The sequence below is a fragment of the Thermosynechococcus sp. B3 genome, from assembly GCF_030323045.1.
Taxonomy (GTDB): Bacteria; Cyanobacteriota; Cyanobacteriia; order Thermosynechococcales; family Thermosynechococcaceae; genus Thermosynechococcus.
In genome coordinates this window covers 1,050,654-1,074,466 of sequence record NZ_CP097584.1, presented here as the reverse complement: position 1 = coordinate 1,074,466, position 23,813 = coordinate 1,050,654, and the positions used below count along the sequence as shown (strand labels likewise).

The following is a 23,813-nucleotide window of genomic DNA, read 5'->3' as shown; positions in this document are numbered from 1 at the left end:
CACCGATGACGGCAAAACATTGGGGCGAACAGGCGGCTAAACAGGAGGGCATTCTGCTGGGGTTGTTCACAGCAGCTGGCTATGCCTTTTTTACCCTCTTACCCGATAGTCACAGTCTGATGGTGGCGTGGCCTTGGGTCTTACTCTGGCAAGCCGCGCTGGGGGTGCCTCTGCTCTGGTTTTTGCAGGTGTTGGCCTATCAACGGCGGGTGCAGCCCTTGGGAAATGGCTTTGATGGCGTAGTGCTATTACTCCTGTTGGCATTGGCGATTTCAGGGACGTGGAGTGCTTTTCCCCATCAGGCTCGCTGGTATGGCTGGGCACTCTTGGGAAGCATCGCTGTCCTTTATCCCCTCGGGGCTTGGTTGCGAACCCCAGAACGCCGCTGGCAAATCGTGCGCTTTCAAGGCTATCTCACTGCCCTCGTGATTCTTGTCAGTTTAGGCCTTTGGCTGGGCACGACGATCGCCCCCGCAATTTTGAATAGCCCTCAAGGATTCACCCCCCATTTGAATCCAGATACCCTAGAACTACGCAACTGGGCACCCTTTGGTCACCAAAACTACGTGGCGGGCTACCTGCTGCTGGCATTACCCTTGGTAGGACTGTTGGCCATAGAAGCAGAAACCAGTGGATCGCGCCGGTTTTGGATGGCGGTGCTGCTTTTGGGTCTAGTTACCCTCTATACAACATTTTCACGGGGGGGCGGCCTCGGCTTACTGGCAATGGTCATTCCCCTTGGCGTGGGTTGGGTTTGGCACTATCGCCGCCAGCGTCGCTTCTGGTGGGGATTTTTGGCTTTGGTGGGCTTAGCGGTGGTCGCTTTGGCCAACGATCGCCTGCGCCGCAGCTTAGTGGCTCTCTGGCAGGGAGGACAAGGGAGCGAACTGGCCTACCGCTGGATTACCAGTATTGTTGGCTGGCGGATGGGGGCCGCACATCCTCTGAGGGGCAATGGCTTAGGTAGTGTGCCCCTGTGGTATCAGCACTATCGTCCGGGCTGGGCTGGCCGTGAAGCGGAGTGGATCTATCAACTCCACAGTACCCCCGTACAACTCTGGGCCGAACTTGGGCTTTGGGGCATTGCCGTATTGCTCTTGGGGGTGGGGCTACTGGTCTATTGGGCAATGCGCTACCGGCGCTGGTGGCCGAACTTAGCACAGCGGGAACAACGGCTGGCGATCGCCCTCTACTTTGCGCTTTGGGGCTACGGCGTGCTCAGTCTTACGGATTTTCAACTGGACAATGTCGGCATTGGTGGCCTCTTCCTAATTGAACTCACCCTCTTAACAACCCTGATTCGCACAGGCCAAGGGCAAGCTCCTCCTCAACGGTTGCGGGTACGCTGGGCACTCTCGCTGGTGGGCGTGGGTTTAGGAATCATCCTAGTGATGGTGGGTTGGCTGACACCGATTCACCGTGCTTGGGCAAGTAGCAGCGAAGGTTTTCTAGCCCTCTTGGAAACCCCTCCCGACTGGAATCGCTTTACTGAGAAGCTCTTCCATGCTCAGGAACTCGCCCCTTGGGAACCCTACTATCCGCTGCAACTGGGGTGGAACTATGGCCAGCGGGGCATGATGGCAGACAATCCTGAAGCACGAACCAACCTCTTGCGCACAGCAATGGTTAACTTTGAGAAGGGAATTGAGCTGTCTCCCTACCTAGAGTTTGGCTACAGCAACTTGGCGTGGCTCTACTGGCGAGATGCTAATTTTGGCGCAGCAGCACAGACATTTGCCAAAGCGGCTCAACTTGTACCGGCTAAACGGGGCAATTTTCTGGGTCTCGGCTTAGCCCTCATTCGTAAGAATCAACCGCAACTCGCCACCCAAGCCCTGATCCTTGAGGTGCTGCGCCATCCCATCTTCATCACCAGTCCGGCTTGGCGGGTTGCTCCCCTCGCACCCTTTTATCAACCAGTTCTGACGGCGGTCACGGAGCGTTATCGTCAGCTTGAGCAGGACATTGCCAGCGATCGCCCCTCAGGCGCCTATGTGCGTCAAGTGTCAACCCTCCTCCGCTGGTGGCAAGGGGAACTCCCTCGGGACACCGACCCCCTAGCTGCATGGCTACAACCCTTGGCCAACCCCCAAGAGGCAACATTGAAGGCTCCTGCAACGCTGCAAACCTTTCTCAAGGCATGGGATGACCCTAACAACCGCCGTGACCTCTTGGCCTCCATTTGGTCGGGTAGCCCGGAGCAACTGGAACAGATGGTGCGCTCCATAGCTGGTCAGCCAACACCCCTTGAGTGGTTGCGTTCGGCGGCTCCTGCTGTTGCTATTACCTATAGCCGTAGCGGTTTTGGGGTGAATAGTCGCCACATTGATGGCCGTCAACCCACCGACTTTTTCATTGCCATTGACAATTTGCCGATGGTAACGTTGTTTGCATCGCTGTGGCCAGACAACACCTTTTTGCCTGAACTGGATCAAGCCCTAGAGGGCGATCGCCAGCGTCTTTTTGCTGCTCTTAACCAAAGGCTCTAACGGCAAACCCCCGTGGGTCGCTCAATTTGGGTGGTGGGGGGATTGGCAGCAATGTCTAAGACAATCTGTAGGCTTCGCACGGCTGCACACTGGTCTTGGGGCAAAGGCATGGGCATTAAGGGCCGCGTCACCCCTGCAAGAACATATTCCCGTTGCGGGCGCAGCTCAAAGAGCCGTTGACCATTCTCCGCCAAGCCTCTGACTGTGATTTGATCCGCCTCGATATGCACATTGCCCCGATTACTGACAGTCATTTGCAGGGTTCCCTGCTGCACTTGGGCATTGAGGAGTTGCCCCTGCCGCCGAATGACCGCTGGTTTGATAAATACGGGTAGGCTATGCACCGTTACGAGGCGCGTTTCTGAGCCGATTCCTTGAGGGGCTGGAGGAATTTCTGCAACTAAAAGCCGATATGTCCGCTCGACATCAGCAGCCGGCAAGCGATGTCCAATGCGAATTTCAGCCCGTCCGCCCACGGGCAGATGCAGGAGGTTGGGAAAGGCGACTAGCTCTAGGCTATTTGCGGGTAAGAGATGGAGTTCATCTTCCCCCGTTGCCCGCTGTTGCCACTGCTGCACCCGCACCTTAAAGTCGAGGGGGACATTGCCCGTATTAGCGATCGCCAGTACCGTAAAAGGTTCTTGGGGTGCCAGTTCAATCTTCAGCGCACTCAAGCGATATTGAGCCGTCTGCGCTGTGGACATGCCAAGAATCAAGCTAGGGAGAGGAATTAAAGGAGCTAAGAAGCGCCAGAATCGATTGAAGATCATGAATGGCGGGGCATGGATTTGAACCATGGACCTTCGGGTTATGAGCCCGACGAGCTACCAGACTGCTCTACCCCGCGTTGCTCTAGCTTATCCAAGATAGCGTATTCCCTAGAGGATTGGCAAGCGATCGCTAGAAGATTTATAAGATCCTATCAATACCCTAAGTTTTTTCTGGGTCAACTGTAGCAACCCTTACTTCCATCATCCCGACAAACACATATAAAGAAAGTATTAAGATTACCTAGGTCTTTTTAGACTAACTCCTTGAGCAATGCTGCTACCGCCTCTTCTCCTCGATACTCTGAGGGAAATTTATCAGCGCCAAGGCTCAGCCCTCTCTGCCAGTCCCCTGCGAACTGAAAATCAGCTTCTTCCCCTGATTGAGGGACTCCCAGAAGCAACCCGTGCCACCCTAGAAACATTGCTGATGTCCTACTCTCGGGCTAAGGCGTCTCTCCCTATCAATTTGGCCTACCTCTTGGCACTAGAGGGTGAAATCCTGAACCTGCTTGGCGTGACATCCGCAGTACGCCCCTTGTTTACGCCACCAGTGGTACAAACGCTGCAAAACTATCTGCCATGGTTTAGGAAGGCAAGCCAGATCGTCCAGAATCACCTCGGTCGCGCCCTTGTGCGTAACTACTGGTTGATTACCCGCCCGACTCATCCTTGGCTGCGCACGATTCGGGTTGAGACCTTTTACACTGAGCAAGTACCTGCTCTCGATCGCTACCTCAACGAGGAGCAGCAAGACCTGCTACAAACATGGTTAGAGCAATTTCTTCTCTACTGTTATCGCCTTGTACCCACACTGCCAGCGGAGGCGATCGCAGCGGGAATTCCGGTGCCGCCTCAGTTGCTACAAGCAGCCGCCTAACTCAAGAGGATTTCGCTAAAATTTTGGTGTCCATCGGCCATCAATTGATGTTGTGGAGCACATTCTGCTGCTAGAGGATGAAACGGAGCTAGCCGATCCCTTGGGTCACATCCTGCGCCAAGAGGGCTACCACGTTGACGTGGCCTACGATGGTGAAACGGCTCAAGCCTACTGGCAAACGCAGCGCCCCTACCACCTCTTAATTTTGGATTGGATGGTGCCACCGCCTACGGGGCTAGAACTTTGTCAACGATTGCGCCAAGCCGGTGATGAGACTCCCGTTCTCTTTCTCACTGCTCGAGACACGGTGGATGACAGGGTGCGGGGTCTGGATGCCGGTGCTGATGATTACTTGGTTAAACCTTTTGAACTGCGGGAATTGCTGGCACGGGTACGAGCACTGCTGCGGCGGCGACATACCATGGGGTGTGCAGCCCCGATTCTTTGCTGGCAAGATTTGCGTTTAGATGTCGAAGGTCGTCTGCTCTACCGGGGGCAACAGTGCATCTGTCTCTCGGAAAAGGAAACGGCACTTTTGGCGCTCTTCCTCAAGCACCCGACGGAACTCCTCAGCCATGAATTGATTGCCAGTCAACTGTGGCCGGATCAGCCCTGCGTCAATCGCAACCTATTGGCTGCCCAGATTCGGCTGCTACGGCGCAAAATTGAGCATGCCGACGAACCCTCTCTAATTCAAACGGTCTATGGTCAAGGCTATCGGCTACGCCCCGTTGCGGCACCGGCAAGCTAAGACCACTGTTGCCGTATCTTGGAAAGGAACGTGCTAGATACAATAGATAAGCTGTTCTTTCGGGAAAACTGTTGTGGACGATCGCTACGACCCCCAAGTGATTGAGGCCAAGTGGCAACAGGAATGGGCTGCCCGCCAGATCGATCGCACCGATACCGATCCGCAAAAGCCGAAATTCTATGCCCTCTCAATGTTTCCCTACCCCTCTGGGAATCTGCACATGGGGCACGTTCGCAACTACACCATTACTGATGTCATTGCCCGCTGTCGGCGGATGCAGGGCTATCGCGTGCTTCACCCCATGGGGTGGGATGCCTTTGGCCTGCCGGCAGAAAATGCCGCCATTGAACGGGGGATTCATCCTCGCGTCTGGACACAGCAAAACATTGCCCAAATGCGCCAAGAACTCCAGCGCTTGGGTCTGTCCTACGACTGGGAACGGGAAGTGGCCACCTGTCACCCCGACTACTACCGCTGGACGCAATGGCTCTTCTTGGAATTCTTTGAGGCGGGCTTGGCCTATCAGAAGGAAGCGGCGGTGAACTGGGATCCCGTGGATCAAACAGTGTTGGCCAATGAACAGGTGGATAGCGAAGGGCGATCGTGGCGATCGGGCGCCTTAGTGGAACGGCGACTGCTTAAGCAATGGTTTCTGAAAATTACTGCCTATGCCGAGGAACTGCTGAATGACTTGGAACAACTGACCGGCTGGCCAGAGCGGGTGAAATTGATGCAGGCCAACTGGATCGGCAAGTCCACGGGTGCCTATCTGGAATTTCCAATTGTTGGCAGCGATGAGAAAATTGCTGTTTTTACCACCCGTCCCGATACGGTCTATGGGGTGACCTACGTGGTGCTGGCGCCCGAACATCCCCTGACACCGAAAGTGACCACTAGCCGCCGCCGCAAAACCGTCGAAGCCTTTATTGCCAGTGTCCAACAGCAAAGTGAACTCGAACGCACAGCGGGCGATCGCCCCAAGCGGGGTGTGGCCACCGGTGGCAAAGCTCTGAACCCCTTTACCGGTGAAGAAATCCCGATCTGGATTGCCGATTATGTCCTCTACGAATACGGTACCGGTGCTGTAATGGGCGTGCCTGCCCACGATGAGCGCGATTTTCAGTTTGCCAAGGCCCACAAGCTCCCCATTCGCCAAGTGATCATTCCCCCAGACGGCAAAGCCAGTGCCCGCCTCAAGGCTGCCTATACGGAGCCGGGGAGATTGATCAACAGTGGTCCATTTGATGGCATGGACTCCACCGCAGCTAAAGCAGCCATTACCGAATACGCAACCACCCAAGGCTGGGGACGGGAGCAAGTGCAGTATCGGCTGCGGGATTGGCTCATTTCCCGCCAACGCTATTGGGGTGTCCCCATTCCCATCATTCACTGTCCGCAGTGTGGAGCGGTGCCTGTGCCGCGCTCAGAATTACCCGTGCTGCTCCCCGAGGAAGTGGAGTTTACCGGTCGTGGCCCTTCTCCCTTGGCGAAACTTACTGCATGGCGGGATGTTCCCTGCCCGAAATGTGGTACCCCTGCCCAGCGGGAAACGGACACAATGGATACCTTTATTGACTCCTCTTGGTACTACTTCCGCTACGCCGATGCTCGCAACAGTGAAGCCCCCTTTGACCCAGCAGCCATTAAGGACTGGTTGCCGGTGGATCAGTACGTGGGGGGGATTGAGCACGCCATTCTCCATTTGCTCTACTCGCGCTTTTTCACCAAAGTTTTGCGCGATCGCCAGCTTGTCCATGTCAGTGAACCCTTCCAACGTCTGCTCACCCAAGGCATGGTTCAAGGACGCACCTACAAAAATCCGCGCACGGGCAAGTACATCATTCCTAGCCGCATCGCCGATCTCAACCAACCCACTGACCCCGACACAGGGGAAGCCCTAGAGGTCGTCTATGAAAAAATGTCCAAATCCAAGTACAACGGCGTTGCCCCCGGCGATGTGATTCAGAAGTACGGGGCGGATACTGCCCGCATGTTCATCCTTTTCAAGGCGCCCCCCGAAAAAGACCTCGAGTGGGACGATGCCGATGTCGAAGGTCAGTTTCGCTTCCTCAACCGCGTCTGGCGCTTGGTGCAAACCTTCAAAGTCAAGGGGGGTCAGCTGGGTCAACCCCTGCCTGCAAGCCTCACTAAAACTGAAAAAGAGCTGCGCCGTGCCATTCATACCGCAATTAAAGAAATTAGCGAGGACATTGAGGGCGACTATCAATTCAATACCGCGGTTGCCGAACTGATGAAACTCACCAATGTCCTCAGTAGCGCCGATTACTATACCTCTGGCGTGTATAGCGAGGGCATCCAAACATTGCTAACCCTGCTTGCTCCCTTTGCCCCCCACATCAGCGAAGAACTCTGGCACCAACTGGGTGGCACCGACTCCATCCACCGCCAGCCTTGGCCGAAAGCAGACCCCACTGCCCTTGTTGCCGATGAAATCACCCTTGTCATTCAGGTGATGGGCAAAACCCGTGGTGCGATTCAAGTCCCTGCCACGGCTAGTCAAGTGGAACTGGAGGAAGCCGCCAAGCAGTCGGAGATTGGCCAACGCTACCTTGCCGGTAAAACCATTAAAAAAGTCATTGTCGTGCCGGGCAAGTTGGTGAACTTTGTCCTAACTCCTTAAACACTAGCACTTTGCTGTGGTCCACTTGGTCTGCTGAGGACGCCCCATTTTTCCCATAGGATTTTGCAGAAGCTAGCGGAGTTTGGCGTAGTGTGTCTAGGATCGAGTCTAAGGGGGTCGATCGCTTCCTAAAAGCGTCTAGGATAAGGACTGTAACCATTTGAGCGGCAACTATGGGTGAGGCAAAACGGCGCAAGGAAACCCTTGGTGAGGGCTACGGTCAAGAAAAGGGGGGCTGGCTCCGGAAGGAGCAACTGCTGCTAATCCAGAAGTGGGTAACGCGGGGTACCTGGGTAGGGATTGGCCTGCTGGTAGTCATTTGGCTCACGGTTCGCTTTATTGGCCCCAGTTTGGGATGGTGGGAATTGACAGTGAATTAGAACTGGCATGTTGGATCTGTTGGCAGCATTGGCATGGTACTGGGGACAACCGCGCTTTGAGGCGTTAAAAGCAGTGATATTTCCCTATGAGGCTGCGCTGCATCAGTATCGCGATCGCTACCTGCAAACATTGGCACAGGAGGGTTTTTCTCCCAATCAACAGGGCATCTGGGTTCAAAGTGCCCACCAGTTATTGGTCAACCACCAGGGCGATCGCCCCCTTGCCGCTGCCTCTGTTACCAAAGTGGCAACCAGTCTGGCGGCTCTAGATAAATACCCCTTTGACTATCAGTTTCTGACTCGCATCGGCACCACAGGCACGCTGCAAAATGGTGTTCTCAGGGGGGACTTGGTCTTGATTGGCGGCAATGATCCCCTCTTTATCTGGGAGGAGGCGATCGCCATCGGTAATGCCCTCAATCGCTTGGGCATTCGCCAAGTACAGGGGAATCTAGTCATCGTTCCCCCTTTTATGATGAACTTTTACCCTGAACCCCAGACCGCCGCAGCGCTCTTCAAACTCGCCCTAGATCACCGCCGCTGGACGCCTGAAATTCAAACGGCCTATGAACAGCACTTCAAGGGACAACCCCGCCCCCAAGTCACGATGACGGGTGAAACACGCTTCCAAAGCACGATCCCTGCGAGTGTTACCCTGCGCCTCGAGCATCGCTCACTCCCCTTGGGGGAAATTGTGCGGCAAATGAATATCTACAGTAATAATGAGATTGCGGAAACCCTAGCAGAAATGGCAGGGGGTGCTGCAACCGTAGCTCAAGTGGCCGCCCGTAAAGCCAATGTACCCCCCAGTGAAATTCAACTGATCAACGGCTCAGGTCTGGGGGAGAAGAATCGCATTTCTCCCCGGGCGGCGTGTGGGATGCTTTTGGCGCTTCAGGAGATGCTCGCTCAGAAAAACCACAGTTTGGCGGATGTGCTACCCATGGCGGGGCGCGATCGCGGTACGTTAGAGTATCGTCAACTACCGGCGGCAACCCTAGTAAAAACGGGGTCTCTTTGGAATGTGAGTGCGTTGGTTGGCGTCTTACCCACAGCAAAATACGGCACCGTCTGCTTTGCGCTTCTCAATGGCGGTGGCAACCTAGAAGGGTTTCGGCAGATACAGGATCGCTATGTGCAGCACTTGAGTCAAACGCTACAAGCGACGCCAAGACCGGGTGCTGAATTCCACAGCCAAGCCCCTGCTCCGCGGTTTGGCGACCCGCAACGCATCCAACTCGTGACCGCTCAATAGGCAATGACGGCTCAACAACTGGGAATTGTTGTCCAAGGTTCCCTCAGTCAAGGCCTCGAAGTGCGGCTCAGTGGCAGCGTCTCTGTTGAAGAACTGCGGGTCGGCCAATTTTTGGTGGTGCAAGGCCAGCGATCGCGCTTCTTTTGTCTGCTGACGGATGTCGTGCTTGGTACGGCCAATCCCCGCATTCTGCTCAATCCCCCCGCCCTTGAGGATACCTTTTTGCAGGAGGTACTGGCGGGTACGGGCACGTTTGCGACGCTGAGTGTGGCACCGATGTTGATGATCCTCAACGATGAGCAGGATTTACTGCCCGTAAAAACCATCCCTGCCCATTTTAGTCCCGTCTATGAAGCCAGTGAGCGGGACTTTCGCGCCGTGTTTGGCTGGGAGGACGATCCGCAGCGGCGTAACTTTGCCATTGGCACTCCCTTAGATATGCAGGTGCCCATTTGCTTGGATTTGGATCGTTTTGTCGAGCGCAGCAATGGCGTATTTGGCAAGTCGGGTACTGGCAAGTCCTTTTTAACGCGGCTGTTGCTGTCGGGAATTATCCGCAAACAGGCGGCGGTGAACTTGATTTTTGATATGCACTCGGAGTATGGTTGGGAAGCCACCCGTGAAGGCAAGCAACTGAGTACCGTTAAGGGATTGCGGCAACTGTTTCCCCGCCAAGTCAAGATCTATACGCTTGACCCTGAATCCACCCAACGGCGAGGGGTGCGCGATGCCCAAGAACTCTACATTGGCTTTGATCAAATTGAGGTGGAGGACTTGGCCTTGGTGCAAGCGGAACTGAACCTCTCGGAGGCCAGCCTTGAAAATGCAATTATTCTGCGCAATGAGTTTGGCAAGGGTTGGATTAGTCGCCTCTTGGTGATGACCAATCAGGAGATTCAGGAGTTTTGCGAAACGAAGATGGGCAGCAAAGCCTCGATCATGGCGCTGCAACGCAAACTGACACGGCTGGAACAACTGAAGTACCTACGGAATACCTGTGCTAAGAACTACATTGGCCAAATTTTGGAGACCCTCGCTGCCGGCCACCACGTAGTGATTGAGTTTGGCTCCCAAGCCAATATGCTCTCCTATATGCTGGCGACGAATATTATTGCCCGCCGCATCCACCAAGCCTATGTGCAGCAGTCGGAGATTTTTTTGCAAACCAAAAATCCCAGCGATCGCCCGCGTCAACTGGTAATCACGATTGAGGAGGCTCACCGCTTCTTGGATCCGGCCACGGTGAAGCAAACGATTTTTGGGACGATCGCCCGCGAAATGCGCAAGTACTTTGTCACGCTCCTCGTTGTTGATCAACGGCCTTCGGGCATTGATAGCGAGATCATGTCGCAAATTGGCACCCGCATCACCGCACTCCTTAACGATGAAAAGGACATTGAGGCCATTTTCACGGGGGTGGCGGGTTCGCAGCAGTTGCGATCGGTGTTGGCCAAGCTGGATTCTAAACAACAGGCGCTTGTGCTGGGTCATGCGGTGCCGATGCCTGTGGTGATCCAAACCCGCAGCTATGACGAAACCTTCTATGCCGAGATCGGCGATCGCGATTGGGAGGAACTCCCTACACCCATGTTATTGGAGGCGGCTCAAGCGGCGAAGTCAGATCTGGGGATCTAGCCTAGAGCTTTAGAATTGATCCTGAATCAACTCTCAGTGAGGAGAACACTGTGGCGCACACCATTGTCACCAATACCTGCGAAGGGGTTGCCGATTGCGTTGAGGCGTGTCCGGTGGCCTGTATTCATCCGGGACCGGGGAAAAATGCCAAGGGCACCGATTGGTTCTGGATTGATTTTGCCACCTGTATTGACTGTGGCATTTGTTTGCAAGTGTGTCCTGTGGAGGGGGCAATTGTGCCTGAAGAACGCCCTGATCTGCAATTAACCCCCACCACCCCATGAGTGTTTATTGGCTCGATCGCGTGCGGCTTTTGGGGAGCGATCGCCTGCAACAGGTACAACTCACGAATGGCAAAGTGACGGCGATCGGCACTGACCTGATTCCCCCCGATTGCTCTGAGGTGCTGGACTTCGGCGGCGATTATCTCTCCCTTGGGGGCGTCGATCTGCAAATTAACGGTGCCTTGGGCATTCCCTTTCCTTGGTTAAAGACCACCGAACCACTGCCAAAAATTGGCCGCTATCTTTGGCAAGAGGGGATTGATGCCTACGCCCCGACGATTGTGACTGCTCCCCTCGCGGAAATTCACACTGCCTTGAAGGTGCTCCACGAATACGCGCCCAATGCGCAAGAGTCTGAAGCCAAAATCTTAGGTGTGCATTTAGAGGGGCCTTTCCTCAATCCCCAGAAGCGGGGTGCACACCCCCAGCAGTATCTGCAACCCTTGACTTTTGAAGCGGTTAAACAGGTTCTAGCAGAGTTTAGCCGCTCGGTCTGTATTCTTACCCTAGCACCGGAACTGGATGCCACTAATCAGGTTCTGGCCTACTTACGTGGCTTGGGAATTACCGTGAGTTTAGGTCACTCTTTAGCCACAGTGGAGGAAGCGCAGGCGGCTTTTGATGCCGGTGCCACAATGATCACCCATGCCTTTAATGCCATGCCCCCTCTGCATCATCGCGAGCCGGGACTGTTAGCAGCAGCCTTGACAGATCAGCGCGTTTGGTGTGGCGTGATTGGCGATGGGGTGCATGTTCATCCGCAAATGCTGAAGGTGTTGTGGCAGTGCGCGGGCGATCGCCTGTTTTTGGTGAGTGATGCCCTTGCTCCGCTGGGGTTAGGCGATGGGGTCTATCCTTGGGATCAGCGGCAGATTGCAGTGAAAAATGGTACGGCACGACTGGCTGATGGCACCCTCTGTGGCACCACTGTGCCGCTGTTGGCAATGGTGGGACGCCTAGTGGATTGGGGAGTTTGCGATTTTGAAGCAGCGTTGACCCTAGCAACGGTGAATCCTCGCCGCGCCATCGGTTTGACGACAGAACTCCTACAGCAGCCGGTGACCCATCTTCTGCGCTGGCGATCGCCCCACCACTATGAACGACTGCCCAGCGAGCTACATCCCCCCTTGCTCAGCCATGATTGAGAGCACCATGAGTACCGCATAAAGGGCACCACCGAGCAATCCCGCAATCACCGAAATCCAAGTAAATAGCTTGGCCTTGTTTGAGGCCTCCAACGCCCCGGCGCGATCGCCGACTGCTAACCTTGAATTGACTTGGGCAGCAAAAATAATAGCGACAATACCGAAAGGCAAACAGCAGCAAATCGTGGACAGAATCGCTGGAACCATGTAGTTAGGAATGTTTTCATTTGAAGGGTTCATTGTTAAATTTCCTTAAAAATCAGGTTTGAATAGGGTTTAAAAAATTGACAGCAATTGATTAGCGATCTTTGAATAAGCACAGGCTAGCCTATTTTTTCTCTAAAGGCAATCATCTCCCTTCCACTTTTGTCAAGAGTTGCCCTCAGTCACCGCAAACGTCGGTAGGGTATGGCAAACTAAAGAGGAATTCACTTAGCTTGCAACACGGAAATTGATCGTGCCTAAAATGCTTGCCCGTTTAACCCTGAGTCTGGGTCTTGTTCTCCTGAGTGGCAGTCTGGCAACGGCACAGGTGGTGTTACCGCGCACCCTTGAACTCAATGCCAAGGAGATGGAGCAAAATGGCTTTATTGTGGCTCAAGAAGCCCTACAACTGGCACAGTTTCGGCAATTTCAAGAGGCGTTGGTGCGAGCCAAGCTAGCAGTGCAGTTGGCACCCCAAGCCCACGAAATTTGGGCATTACTGGGGGGACTCTACCTCACGGTCAATCAACCCAAGGATGCAGTGCCAGCCCTAGAGCAGTCTTTGAAACTCAATGATAAAAATCCGGGGGCTTATTTCAACTTAGGCTCTGCCCATTTTCGCCTAGGGCACTATGGAGCCTCAGTGCGGGCGATCGAGCAGGGATTGGCACTGAAACCCGATGCCACAGAGGAATGGTTCAACCTTGGCAATGCCTATCTCAAATTGGGACAAAAGGATCGGGCGATCGAGCAATACCGCCGCTCATTGCGCTTGGATCGTCAGTTTTGGCCAGCCTATACCAACATTGGCCTCGTGCTCTATGAACAAGGCAATATCCGTCAAGCAGCCAAGAACTGGGAACAGGCAGCAGACATTGACCCCAAGGCAAGCGAACCGAAACTGGCTTTGGCCACAGCCCTGTTGCAACTGGGAAATGAAGCAAGAGCACTACAACTGGCGGAAGAAGCCCTGCGCCTCGATAGCCGCTATGGCACGGTGGAGTTTCAACGGGAAAACCTCTGGGGCGATCGCCTAGTGGCCGATACGCAAACCCTATTGGCCAAGCCCCCTCTGCGGGCACTGCTGAGCCAACTCCAACCTGAGCAATCTGTCCTTCCTCAGCCCTAGAATGATTGAGATTCGTGCGGCAGAGATCACCGACCTGCCCAGTGTGGCTCAACTCGTGGCACTGAGTTTTCACCCAGGGGGAGGGTGGCAAGCCCTTTGGCGCAGCTTTGTCCAGTTGGGGATGGAGCAGGATTTGCGCGATCGCTGGCAGCGCGAGCGTCCCCACTACCACTGTTGGCTAGCCCTCCTATCCACAGGTCAATCTGCTCTATGTGTGGGGAGTGTGGAAATGCAGCTCCGTGAGATCAAGGGTGAATCCAAACCTTATCTCTCCAATTTGGCGGTGCATCCGGACTACCGGCGGCGTGGCATTGGTCGGCGGCTATTACACACTGTTGAGGGCAGCCTTTGCTCCGCCTATTGCGATCTCTATCTGCACGTCCTTGCTCACAATCAAGCGGCGCAGCAGTTATACGCCCGCTGTGGCTTTGCAGTCGTTGAGGAAGGCTTCACCTTTTGGGGAGAGCGGAAATTGCTCCTACGGAAGTCCCTCGCGGGCGATCGCCCCTATTCCTCGTCAGCCATTTCCTCGTGGGTATGAGTCACCGTATTGGCAGAGACGGCTACCCCTTGGTCTAGCTTTTGCCGCACCTGCTGTTCGACCTCTTGGGCAAAGGCAGGGTTCTCCTCCATATATTTAATTGTGTTGTCGCGGCCTTGGGCAAGATTTTCGCCGTTGTAGGAATACCAAGCTCCTTTGCGGCTAATCACACCGGTTTCCTCGGCCATATCAAGAATGCAGCCGAGATTGGAAATGCCCTTACCAAAAATGATGTCAAACTCAGCAATGCGAAAGGGTGGCGCCACTTTGTTTTTGGCCACCTTGACTTTGGCGCGAATCCCAAATTCCTCCGTTCCCTTCTTCAGAGTTTGCACCCGCCGAATATCTAGGCGCACTGAAGCATAGAACTTGAGGGCAGTTCCCCCCGTCGTCGTTTCTGGGTTACCGTAGGTGACACCAATTTTTTGCCGCAATTGGTTCAGGAAAATCACGGTGCAGCCTGTTTTACCAATATTACCGGTAATTTTGCGCAAGCCTTGGCTCATGAGGCGCGCTTGCAGCCCCACATGGCTGTCGCCCATTTCCCCTTCCAGTTCAGCGCGGGGCACCAAGGCCGCAACGGAGTCCACCACCACAATATCTACGGCTGTCGAGCGCACCAGTTGATCAACAATTTCTAGACCCGTTTCCCCAGTGTCTGGCTGAGCCACCAGTAGGTTTTCAATGTCCACGCCGAGGGCAGCCGCATAGGTGGGATCAAGGGCATGTTCAGCATCGACAAAGGCAGCTACACCACCGGCTTTCTGGACTGCGGCCACCGCATGAAGTGCCAAGGTGGTTTTCCCCGAACTTTCAGGGCCATAAATTTCAATGATCCGCCCCTTCGGCAGTCCACCCCCCAAAGCAAGGTCAAGGGTGAGGGCACCGCTAGAGATGGTTTCCACCTTCATGCGGGTGGCATCCCCAAGGCGCATGATGCTGCCCTTACCAAAGTTGCGTTCGATTTGGGAGACGGCAAGCTCAAGGGCTTTGCGTTTTTCGGAGGCAAGGGTGGTGTCACTCATAGCAAGCTGAAGAAGTTGGCACTTTTCTAGGTTAGCGGATTGGCGAAATTGATGGCTTAAGCTGCGGGGGTGAGTTAGATCAGCTTGCGACGCACAACGATGGCATTATCACCCACCACCGGATTGCGGACAAGCAGGTGACCTTCGGTATCCACCACAATGACGGTCTGATACCCCAAGTCATGGGCAGTTTGCCAAAGGTTCTGGGCTAGTTGATCCTGCTTTGTAGGACTGAGATCATACCAACTGTTGGCCAGCATCAATTCCAAGCGCTGTTCGCTGGGGGTGAGGGTCAGGGTGGGATCAAGGGCGTTGCTGTAGCGATCGCAAAGGGCCAGCAATTGCTGGCGGACGGTGAGGCTGTCACTGACGAAGGTGGAAGGAGCGATCGCCCTTGGTGACGGAGTGGGTGTTGGTGTCGGCTGAGGTATTGGGGCGGGTGTTGCTGCCATGGGTGTGGGTGCCGGGCGGGGTTGCACAAGGACACTGGGTTGGGGACGCTGGGTTGCTTTCACCGTTGGCTGGCGAGGAGATTGCAGCCAACTGAGGGGATTCAACCAGAGCAAAATGAGGAGTAGGGCGATCGCGATCCCAGTTAGAGTAGCGCGGTTATACCGCTCCTGGAGATGGTTCGGCAGCCGTTGCTGCACCCAGCCCATTCCCTGCCACCATAGGGCTGCCCCTCGACCGACCCATGAACGTTCGGGATTCAGCTGCTCTGGGGCGATCGCCCGTTGTGTGGCTACCTTCTTGAGTTGCGCTGTGGCCTTGCTCAGCAGTTCACTGATCCCCTGAAGTGTGGCGATCGTTTCCCGTAACAGCAGGGGGAACAGTTTTTGCCAAAGGGTGGGCTTGGGGGTCATTTGGGCACGCCAATCGATTGGATAAACTATTTTTGATCCTACGGCATCAGATCGCCGCAAATGGCTGCTGCAAAACCGCCGCTGACTGCTACCATGATCCCAAGACAAAACGAGATAACAACGTGAAGGGCATTCAGCAATTTAATATTGAAGGATTCCAGCGGCAAATTCGCAGTGCCCCCGTGCCTGTGATCGTGCATTTTTGGGCCCCTTGGTGTGGCCTGTGCCGCCTCATTGATCCCCTGCTGGATCAACTGGAGCAGTCACTGCCGCACCGGCTGCAAATTCTCAGGATCAATGCTGATGAAAACTTTGCCCTCAGTCGTCACTTCCAACTGACGAGTCTGCCAACCCTTCTTTTTTTCGATCGCGGCGAATTGGTGCAGCGGTTTGATCCCGCCCTTGTCAAGGGGGACTTTCGTCAAGCCTTGCAGCAACTGCTTGCCTACTCCTTTCCTAGCCTCTTGCCCGCTGAGTCCCACCGCTCCTAAGGCGAGAATTTGCGATGGCCAAGCTGCGTCGCCTCAGTCAGTTTTTAGAGGAACGCTGGGTGACCCCCGCCTACGCGGGACTGCTGCTATTGGGCATGAATCTCTTTCTTTTTGCGGCAGCCATTAATTCGATGGCGGGTTGGCTGTACGTGATTACGGGGATCATTTTTGGTCTGCTCTTGGTGGCGGCGATTCTACCGCCGCGCTATTTGCGGGGATTGGTGCTGGAGCGAGCCAAGGTGGCGCCAGTTCATGCGGGCGATCGCCTACGCCTGACCGTCTTTCTGACCAATGCCACCCAAACGCCTCGCCACAATTTGCAAGTGATTGACCCCGTTCCCCGTGATCTATGGTCAGCCACCCAGAGAAAATGTCCCCAACAGGCAATCGCGGAACTGCCACCGCAGCAAACCATTCCTTGGCACTACGATCTGATCCCACCCCGTCGGGGCATTTATGAGTGGTCGCAGCTAATCCTCCGCACCGCTGCCCCCTTGGGCCTCTTTTGGTGTCAGCGCGCATTTCCCGTACCGCAGCAGGTGGTGGTTTATCCGCAAGTTCTGCAATTACAACAGTGTCCTTTGCTGGATCAACTGGGGCAAGAGATTTCCCAAGAGTGGCGCGATCGCCAGCATCATCTTCACGTTGCCCAAGAGGGCATCACCCGTGCCTTACGTCCCTACCGCTGGGGTGATCCTTTGCGTTTAGTCCATTGGCGCACCAGTGCTCGCTATGGCGAACTGCGGGTACGCGAGTTTGACACCTTTAGCGGTGGGAATGCGGTGACCATTGCCTTGGATACCCGTCCCCATTGGATTGGGGAGGACTTTGAGCAGGCGGTGATTGCGGCGGCTAGCCTCTACCTTTACAGTTTGCAACAGCAAATTCCTGTCCAGTTTTGGAGTCCCGCCACGGGGATGCTCCACGGTCAGCCAACGGTACTGCGGGCCCTAGCAGCGATCGCCCCCAGCGACACCGATGCTGAGTATCCCATCGATTCCCTTGTCTGGCTCACCAGTCAATGGCCTAGCCCTGAACCTTTGCCCCCCGGCAGTATCACTGTGCTCTGGGGAGAGCCACCCTCACGGCGGCAAGGGGCACTTCTGTGGATTGATCGCGATCGCCCCCTCGGCAGCCAATTACAAACCCCTGTCAGCTACCCCCTGTCTTAGGGCAGCGGGCGCCACTCACCACTGCTAACAAAGGCAGCCCAAAAATAGGGAATTTGCTTACTGGGGTCATTCATTAACTGCAACTGCGCTTGCCGTAGAGCCTCACTGCGTCCCTTGCCAGCCGCTAGATTTTGATAAAAGGCAACCATCAGTTGTTGGGTCGTGGTGTCATCCACCTTCCAGAGGGAACTCACTTGGGTACGCGCCCCCGCCAAGGTAAAGGCTCGCCGCAAGCCATAGACACCATCGCCATTGAGAATATCGCCGCGCCCCGTATCACAGGCGGACATCACCACTAACTCGGTACCATCAAGGTTAATGCCGGTGACTTCAAAAGCCGTTAACACGCCATCATCCACCCCACTCTGCCGTTGATTGAAACCCGCCAAGGCCAAGCCGGAGCGCAACAGTGGATTTTCCCCCCTAAAGGGAGTATTGGCATTGAGACCACGGGTATGTTGCAGGACTTGGGGAGATAGCGGCGGACTCTCTAGGAAAAATCCATGGGTGGCGAGGTGAAGTACCCGCGGCCGCTGCGTTTGTTTGATGGCAGTTTCGGTGGCACTGCTGCCCGTGAGGATCTGCGCTTGGGGCAAGAGCGTGCTTACGGTTTTCACCTCCGTGGCGGTTCCGGGTAACTCCGTAAATGTCAGGCTGCGCAAATCCAGCGATCGCGGGTTCACTCCCCGCTGACTACTTGCCACAGCACGACCACTCCCTTGACTAAACGTGGGATTACCCACCACCAAGGGGGGATTGGCGGGTTTAACCCGCTGTTGCAGCCGCAGCAAGTCGCGTCCTGAGGTGAGCAGCGTGATCGTATAGGACTGCACCAGATAGCGATCCTGCCGATCCACCAAGGCCTCAAAGGAGAGAGTATTGAGCTGACCGTCGGGAGCCACCAGCAGATGGGTACTGCCCGCTAGGAAGGGTTCCAGAGGAGCCAAGAGGCGCTCATAGGCCGCCTTCAAAGAGGGCTTCGTTACCGTAGCGGGCAATCTTGGATCCGCCATCCGCTGGCGTGCTGCCTTAATGACCGTATCGAGATCAGCGACGGTACCCAAGTCACGCCATTGGGGAGCACCCCTATTTTTCAGGGCATAGAGGGCGTAGCGGGGGGCTTCCCAGCGGTTGGCTTTCGGGTTGTAGGGCACATACTGGATAAACTCCAACAGCACAGCATTGGCGGGAATCGCTTGCTGCACCGCACTGAGGGTGACGGGGGTAACGTCTAAACGGAAGCTGACATTTTGACTCACCAGTTGCGCTTCCAGTTGGTTAGCACGCTGTTCGAGTTGGCTAATTTGGCTGGCCGGCGGTGGGCGATCGCGTACAAAGGTGAGGCTAGCAATCTGTGTTCGCACACGAATTAATTCATCCAGTTGCTGCTGCCCCGAGGCATCCAGTTGATTACGTAGGCGACTGGCTGTTGCCGCTAAAACATCCAACAACCGACCTTTACGGCGCAAAATGGTAGTCAAGGCGAGGTTGGCCACTGCTGGATTCTGGGAACTCCCCTGTAAATGGAAGGAAATGGCGGTGTTGGTGGAGTCTTGAAACGTGGCCAGATAGTTGCGCTTGTATTCCTCGGAGCCAACCACGAGGTTACGGCTGAGGTTGACCTCTTCAATCTCAAGGGCGCGGTTGAGAGCCGTTAAGGCCTCGTTGATCATTCCCTGCGCCCAGTAGGCTTTGGCTAAATTGGCAAGACTTAGCGCCAAATAGGGATGCTCGCCACTGAGGGTACGCTGCCGCAGGGCAATACTGCGTTGATAGAGGGGAAGCGCCGCCCCATAATTCCCCTGTACCCGATAGAGTTCAGCCAAGTTGTTGAGGCTAGTGGCAACATCGGGGTGATCTGTCCCCAGTACCTTTTCACGGATCGCCAAACTGCGTTGGTAAAGGGGAAGCGCCGCGCCATAATTGCTCTGAGCACGATAGAGTTCGGCAAGGTTATTCAACACCGTTGCCACCAAGGGATGTTCTGCCCCTAAGGCGGGTTCGAGGAGACCCAGACTGCGCTGGTAGAGGGGCAAGGCTGTGGTTAGGCTGCCCTGCAAATGGTACATCACTGCCAAGTTGTGCACACTCAAGCCCACATCGGGATGGGTCTTGCCAAGGGCTTGTTCACGGATGGCAAGGGCGCGTTGATAGAGAGGCAGGGCCTCACCGTAGTTGCCTTGATCGGTGTAGAGGTTGGCGAGGTTATTGAGGCTGGTGGCAACATCGGGATGATTGGCGCCAAGGGCTTGTTCACGGATGGCTAAGCTGCGCTGATAGAGGGGAATCGCCTCACTAAAGTTGCCCAGTTCCTTGTAGGTGACAGCAAGGTTATTCAAAGTTGCAGCCACAGTGGGGTGATGGGCACCTAAAACCCGCTCAGCGATCGCCACCAATTCCCGCGAGGGTGCCACTGCTGCGCCATAATTCCCCTGTTTTTGCAACTGCTCAATCTGATTTGTGAGGGCAATGACATGATTACTATCGCCGCCAAAAGAGGTTTTGCGAATCACGTCTAGTTCACTGACGGCGGCACTATAGCGCTGTTGTAGGGCGTCCAACCGCTGCATAATATCGCGCAACTGTTGGGCTTCATTTTGTGCGAGTCCCCGCTGGTAAAATCCTGTGGTTGTGGCGATCGCCAACAGAAGCGCAAAACAACACCGATGACCCGACATCTGTCTCATAAAGCACCTGCCGCTGCTGCTTCTTTATCCTAGACAGCCAAGCGTCAGAATGTGTTTCCAATGTAACGACAAATTACAGTTATCCCCTAACCCCTAGGCGTTGCCTATAATAGAAGTGTTACGGTTGTTAACAACTCACGACAATCTCTCATTTTCAACCGAACTTAGCAATAGCAATAGCAGCCTTAATGCCTGACGGACAGGGTTTTCGGCTATTCTTGGGAACACTAGCAAAAACAACAATCGCAGTTAGGGTAAGCTTATCTAAAGGTCATCAATTTGTAAAGAAGTGTGATTCATTTTTCAATTCTTTATTTGTATTGATGAGAATGAAGTGCCTATGAAGTATTTCCACTCACCAATCATCCCAACTGATCAATGTTTCTTTAGGTGATTTTCTGCGTCAACTCAGCCGAGAGTATTTTTATGGATAGTGATGGTTATTTACCAGAGATTCTTACCCTTCTAAGACAATTGCTACCTTTGTTGATTAGCCTTTTAGATGATGCCTTTGCCCTTGTCCTGACCCGCCTCGGTTGCCATCTTCCTTGGCTCGAGAAGATCATGCCTTTTGTCCTCAGTGGAGTGACGCTCTATGTGATTATTCATGGCGGTAAGGTGATCCACGAGTTTTGCCAGCAGAAATGGGAATCACCTCAATCCCCGAATGTATCCCCGTTGCAATAGTGTTAGGAAATCCCCACAAATCCCACTGCATTTTGGTAGTCATTTTTACAATCGTGGGCGATCGCCGTTAAGATCGAGGTGAGGCCTATGACCGGTTGAATGTGGGTGTGGGAAGCGCACGGAAGCCTGTGTCGCCGTGAACAACGGTGAATTCGAGGCAACCTATGGAACTGCAACGTTCAGTCCCCCCAGCAATTGAACAAGAATTTATTCGACGTCAGGTGGTGAGTCAACTCCTGCAAGCGCGTTTGCGGGCAACTTGTGGGCTGACGCAGACCCCGACACCCCTTCCCCTAGCGACATCAACGGGCGATCGCCCGCCCCTACGGCCATTACAGGAGCCAAGGAATACCAGTGTGATCGAGGCTAGCCAACCCTAGAGGCGACCACGGGCTTTTAGCAGCAGATAGCGATCCACCAGTTGCTCACTCATTTGATCCGCAGGCGCGTCAAGGACAAGAACCCCCTGTTGCTCCAAGTGGGCAAAGGCGCGCTGGCGCTGGTGCAGGAGATCGAGAGCGACGGCTTGCTCGTAGAGGCTGGAAATTTGATCTACGGAGCCTGTGAAGGGGCGGTGGGCAAGGGTTTCAATGTAGCGATCGCGCAAAGCAACGCAGAAGGGTAGAAAACGCGGCGTGAGGCGAGCCATGGCTGCGAGGAGTTCTTGGGAAGCCACCTCATCAATGACTTCTGTAAGAACCACCACAAGGGCACGGCGGGTATAGTGTCCCAAGATCGCGCTGACGGTGCCCACATAGTCGGATTCTTCGAGAATGGGTTCACAGCGATACACCTGACTTAGAATCTGCCCCAGATGGGAATCGCCACTTTGAGGCGCAATCCACGTGTGCAGTTGCTGATCAAAAATCCCCAAGCCCACCTTATCCCCCCGTCGCAAGCCCGTCAGCGCCAGTGCCAATGCCGCGTTTAAGCCCCAGTCAAAGCGTTTCAAACCAGCGACAGTAGCGGTCATCAAGCGGCCTCGATCCAGCAGAATGATCAGGGGTTGATCCCGTTCGGGCTCCATGGCGCGCACAAGAGGCCGTCCGCGGCGGGCACTCGCTTTCCAGTCCATGAGGCGCAGATCATCCCCCAGATGGTACTCCCGCAATTCGGCAAACTCGGTGCCCCCCAAGGCATAGCGTCGCCGCCGCAAGCTGCCACTGGATTCTAAACTGAGGCGAATCGAGAGCGATCGCAAGCCCATCAAATCGGGATAGACTTCCACCTCAGTCACAACGGGTGCAAACCAGCGTCGCCACGCCAAGCCCCAAGAACTGCGCAGCCGCACATCGCAGCCTGACCATTGAAAGGCACCCCGTCGCGGTGGAAACACATGGTAGAGCAATTCCAACGTCCTCTGGGCTGAGGCCGCCAAGGCAAAGTAGGGGATTTCACCCGTAAACTCAGCAGGCATATAGTCGTAGAGTTCAACCCAGATCTGCTCATTCAAGGAAACCTCACCACGGGTGTGCAGCCTGAGGCGAATCGGGTTTTGCCGACCAATGGAGAGCCGTGACTCACAGGCGCGATCGAGGGTCAGTTGCCAGCGACCGATGCGGATATAGTCCCACAGGGACAGGCCGAAAATGAACAGATCGTACAGTCCCATCAGGAGCCATCCCAGCCCCAGAGGCCAGTGGTGCAACCATTCCCGCAACTTCCCTTGGGGAACCGCCTCGGCGATCGGCCATAGCTCTGCTGGCAGAAAGCTGGTCAGCACTGGAAAGAGAAGCCCCAGCAGCAAGAGGCCATAGAAGCGAACCGTGGGCACCCAGCGGGGGCGATGGCGACCAAACTGATAACTGGCAGGTGCTTTCATCGAGGAACAGCAACTTTCGCGAGAATACCTTGGATCACTTGGGGCAGCGTGGTGCCGTCTAACTGGGCTTCGGGCTTGAGGATTAAGCGGTGTTGCAGTAGCGGGGTGGCGATCGCCTTCACATCCTCAGGGGTAACATAGGCGCGATCCTCTAACCACGCTTGGGCTTGGGTGGCGCGTAACCAGCCCACTGCCGCTCGTGGGGAAGCCCCCAACAGCAGTTCAGGATGTTGACGACTGGCCTGCACCAAGGCCAACAGATAATCCAGCACCGCAGGCGCCACATGGACTTGCCGCACTTGCTGCCGTGCTGCCAAAACTTGCTCAACGGTAATCAACGGCTCCAAATTGAGTTGATCGAGATCCCGCGCCTCAAAGCCCCCAAGGGCATTTTCAAGCATTTGCCGTTCTGAGGTTGGCTCTGGGTAGGGAACGACTAGCTTAAATAGGAAGCGATCCAGTTGGGCTTCGGGCAAGGGATACGTCCCTTCAAATTCCAAGGGGTTTTGGGTGGCCACTGTCCAAAATAAACCCGAGAGGGGCAGAGTGGTGCCGTCAAGGGTTACCTGCCGTTCTTCCATGGCTTCGAGGAGAGCCGCTTGGGTCTTAGGCGGTGTGCGGTTAATTTCATCCGCCAGCAGCACTTGGGTAAAAATTGGCCCCTTGCGCAGGCGAAATGTGCGACTGTTAAAGTCAAAGATACTCGTACCGAGAATATCGGCGGGGAGGACATCGGGAGTGAGTTGGATACGGCGAAATTCCGCTGCAATCAGGCGAGCGAGGAGCTTCACAAGGAGAGTTTTAGCAGTTCCTGGCACCCCCTCAAGGATGACATGGCCTTCGGCGAGGAGCGCCACAACCAACCCTTGGGCGATCGCCCCTTGACCGACAACAATCTCATTGAGACGCTGCTGCAGGCGATGAAAAAGCTCTTTCACACGCGTTCTGTTACTGCTAAACTCTCC

Annotated in this window: 22 protein-coding genes and 1 tRNA gene; 15 read left to right on the top strand and 8 right to left on the bottom strand. The window is 55.0% G+C overall.

Features of this window, described 5'->3' with window-relative positions; all coding sequences use genetic code 11:
• Window positions 1-5: 5 nt before the first annotated feature.
• The gene (locus tag M0646_RS05490) at window positions 6-2,489 is read left to right on the top strand and encodes an O-antigen ligase (protein ID WP_286626939.1); all 2,484 of its coding nucleotides are present in this window, start codon (window positions 6-8) and stop codon (window positions 2,487-2,489) included.
• On the opposite strand, the gene M0646_RS05485 is transcribed toward M0646_RS05490, so the two are convergent.
• Together M0646_RS05485 and M0646_RS05480 are read right to left on the bottom strand one after the other, a co-directional pair.
• Entirely contained in the window at window positions 2,486-3,193 is a 708-nt protein-coding gene (locus tag M0646_RS05485) for a molecular chaperone (protein ID WP_286626938.1), read from the bottom strand. The genes M0646_RS05490 and M0646_RS05485 overlap by 4 nt on opposite strands.
• 69 nt (window positions 3,194-3,262) lie before the next feature.
• A tRNA-Met gene (locus M0646_RS05480) sits at window positions 3,263-3,336 on the bottom strand.
• A gap of 194 nt (window positions 3,337-3,530) precedes the next feature.
• Here M0646_RS05480 and M0646_RS05475 point away from each other — a divergent pair.
• The 8 genes from M0646_RS05475 (at window position 3,531) to nagA (ending at window position 12,227) form a co-directional block, all read left to right on the top strand.
• Window positions 3,531-4,136: a hypothetical protein gene (locus M0646_RS05475; protein ID WP_286626937.1), complete on the top strand. Its 606-nt coding sequence runs from the start codon at window positions 3,531-3,533 to the stop codon at window positions 4,134-4,136.
• A gap of 52 nt (window positions 4,137-4,188) precedes the next feature.
• Window positions 4,189-4,887: a response regulator transcription factor gene (locus M0646_RS05470; protein WP_149818876.1), complete on the top strand. Its 699-nt coding sequence runs from the start codon at window positions 4,189-4,191 to the stop codon at window positions 4,885-4,887.
• A 73-nt stretch (window positions 4,888-4,960) separates the two neighbouring features.
• Window positions 4,961-7,528: a leucine--tRNA ligase gene (gene leuS, locus M0646_RS05465; RefSeq protein WP_286649944.1), complete on the top strand. Its 2,568-nt coding sequence runs from the start codon at window positions 4,961-4,963 to the stop codon at window positions 7,526-7,528.
• 173 nt (window positions 7,529-7,701) lie between these two features.
• Window positions 7,702-7,908 carry a DUF2839 domain-containing protein gene (locus M0646_RS05460; RefSeq protein ID WP_286626933.1) on the top strand — a complete coding sequence of 69 codons (207 nt, stop codon included), beginning with the start codon at window positions 7,702-7,704 and terminating at the stop codon, window positions 7,906-7,908.
• A 7-nt stretch (window positions 7,909-7,915) separates the two neighbouring features.
• A complete protein-coding gene (locus M0646_RS05455) occupies window positions 7,916-9,163 on the top strand; it encodes a D-alanyl-D-alanine carboxypeptidase (protein WP_286649943.1) in 1,248 nt (415 codons plus the stop codon).
• 3 nt (window positions 9,164-9,166) lie between these two features.
• Complete coding sequence (locus M0646_RS05450) at window positions 9,167-10,798, top strand: ATP-binding protein (protein WP_286649942.1); 1,632 nt, start codon at window positions 9,167-9,169, stop codon at window positions 10,796-10,798.
• 50 nt (window positions 10,799-10,848) lie between these two features.
• A complete protein-coding gene (locus tag M0646_RS05445) occupies window positions 10,849-11,082 on the top strand; it encodes a ferredoxin family protein (protein WP_149818865.1) in 234 nt (77 codons plus the stop codon).
• Window positions 11,079-12,227 carry an N-acetylglucosamine-6-phosphate deacetylase gene (gene nagA / locus M0646_RS05440; protein WP_286649941.1) on the top strand — a complete coding sequence of 383 codons (1,149 nt, stop codon included), beginning with the start codon at window positions 11,079-11,081 and terminating at the stop codon, window positions 12,225-12,227. The genes M0646_RS05445 and nagA overlap by 4 nt, the downstream gene beginning before the upstream one ends.
• Here the strand turns inward: nagA and M0646_RS05435 are convergent.
• Window positions 12,198-12,467 carry a CD225/dispanin family protein gene (locus M0646_RS05435; protein WP_149818861.1) on the bottom strand — a complete coding sequence of 90 codons (270 nt, stop codon included), beginning with the start codon at window positions 12,465-12,467 and terminating at the stop codon, window positions 12,198-12,200. The two genes, nagA and M0646_RS05435, sit on opposite strands and share 30 nt — an antisense overlap.
• Window positions 12,468-12,693: 226 nt before the next feature.
• On the opposite strand from M0646_RS05435, the gene M0646_RS05430 reads away from it, so the two are divergent.
• Window positions 12,694-13,560, top strand: a complete 867-nt coding sequence (locus M0646_RS05430; protein WP_149821693.1) for a tetratricopeptide repeat protein — start codon at window positions 12,694-12,696, stop codon at window positions 13,558-13,560.
• 1 nt (window position 13,561) lies between these two features.
• Complete coding sequence (locus M0646_RS05425) at window positions 13,562-14,101, top strand: GNAT family N-acetyltransferase (protein ID WP_286626929.1); 540 nt, start codon at window positions 13,562-13,564, stop codon at window positions 14,099-14,101.
• Here M0646_RS05425 and recA read toward each other — a convergent pair.
• Window positions 14,068-15,126, bottom strand: coding sequence for a recombinase RecA (gene recA, locus M0646_RS05420; protein WP_149818857.1), 1,059 nt, complete (start codon window positions 15,124-15,126; stop codon window positions 14,068-14,070). The two genes, M0646_RS05425 and recA, sit on opposite strands and share 34 nt — an antisense overlap.
• A 74-nt stretch (window positions 15,127-15,200) precedes the next feature.
• Window positions 15,201-15,989: a hypothetical protein gene (locus M0646_RS05415; protein WP_286626928.1), complete on the bottom strand. Its 789-nt coding sequence runs from the start codon at window positions 15,987-15,989 to the stop codon at window positions 15,201-15,203.
• A 17-nt stretch (window positions 15,990-16,006) separates the two neighbouring features.
• Between M0646_RS05415 and M0646_RS05410 the strand changes: the two genes are divergently transcribed.
• Together M0646_RS05410 and M0646_RS05405 are read left to right on the top strand one after the other, a co-directional pair.
• Entirely contained in the window at window positions 16,007-16,480 is a 474-nt protein-coding gene (locus M0646_RS05410; RefSeq protein ID WP_226972021.1) for a co-chaperone YbbN, read from the top strand.
• A 14-nt stretch (window positions 16,481-16,494) separates the two neighbouring features.
• Window positions 16,495-17,652, top strand: a complete 1,158-nt coding sequence (locus M0646_RS05405; RefSeq protein ID WP_286649940.1) for a DUF58 domain-containing protein — start codon at window positions 16,495-16,497, stop codon at window positions 17,650-17,652.
• Here the strand turns inward: M0646_RS05405 and M0646_RS05400 are convergent.
• On the bottom strand, window positions 17,649-20,339 hold the full coding sequence (locus tag M0646_RS05400; RefSeq protein ID WP_286649939.1) for a CHAT domain-containing tetratricopeptide repeat protein: 2,691 nt from the start codon (window positions 20,337-20,339) through the stop codon (window positions 17,649-17,651). The two genes, M0646_RS05405 and M0646_RS05400, sit on opposite strands and share 4 nt — an antisense overlap.
• Before the next feature lie 426 nt (window positions 20,340-20,765).
• Between M0646_RS05400 and M0646_RS05395 the strand changes: the two genes are divergently transcribed.
• Together M0646_RS05395 and M0646_RS05390 are read left to right on the top strand one after the other, a co-directional pair.
• Window positions 20,766-21,026 (top strand): hypothetical protein, encoded by a 261-nt coding sequence (locus M0646_RS05395; protein WP_206199935.1) that lies wholly within the window; start codon window positions 20,766-20,768, stop codon window positions 21,024-21,026.
• A gap of 164 nt (window positions 21,027-21,190) precedes the next feature.
• Complete coding sequence (locus M0646_RS05390; RefSeq protein ID WP_286626924.1) at window positions 21,191-21,406, top strand: hypothetical protein; 216 nt, start codon at window positions 21,191-21,193, stop codon at window positions 21,404-21,406.
• Here M0646_RS05390 and M0646_RS05385 read toward each other — a convergent pair.
• Together M0646_RS05385 and M0646_RS05380 are read right to left on the bottom strand one after the other, a co-directional pair.
• Window positions 21,403-22,848: a DUF58 domain-containing protein gene (locus M0646_RS05385; protein ID WP_286626923.1), complete on the bottom strand. Its 1,446-nt coding sequence runs from the start codon at window positions 22,846-22,848 to the stop codon at window positions 21,403-21,405. The two genes, M0646_RS05390 and M0646_RS05385, sit on opposite strands and share 4 nt — an antisense overlap.
• On the bottom strand, window positions 22,845-23,786 hold the full coding sequence (locus M0646_RS05380) for a MoxR family ATPase (RefSeq protein ID WP_286626922.1): 942 nt from the start codon (window positions 23,784-23,786) through the stop codon (window positions 22,845-22,847). The genes M0646_RS05385 and M0646_RS05380 overlap by 4 nt, the downstream gene beginning before the upstream one ends.
• Window positions 23,787-23,813 lie beyond the last annotated feature (27 nt).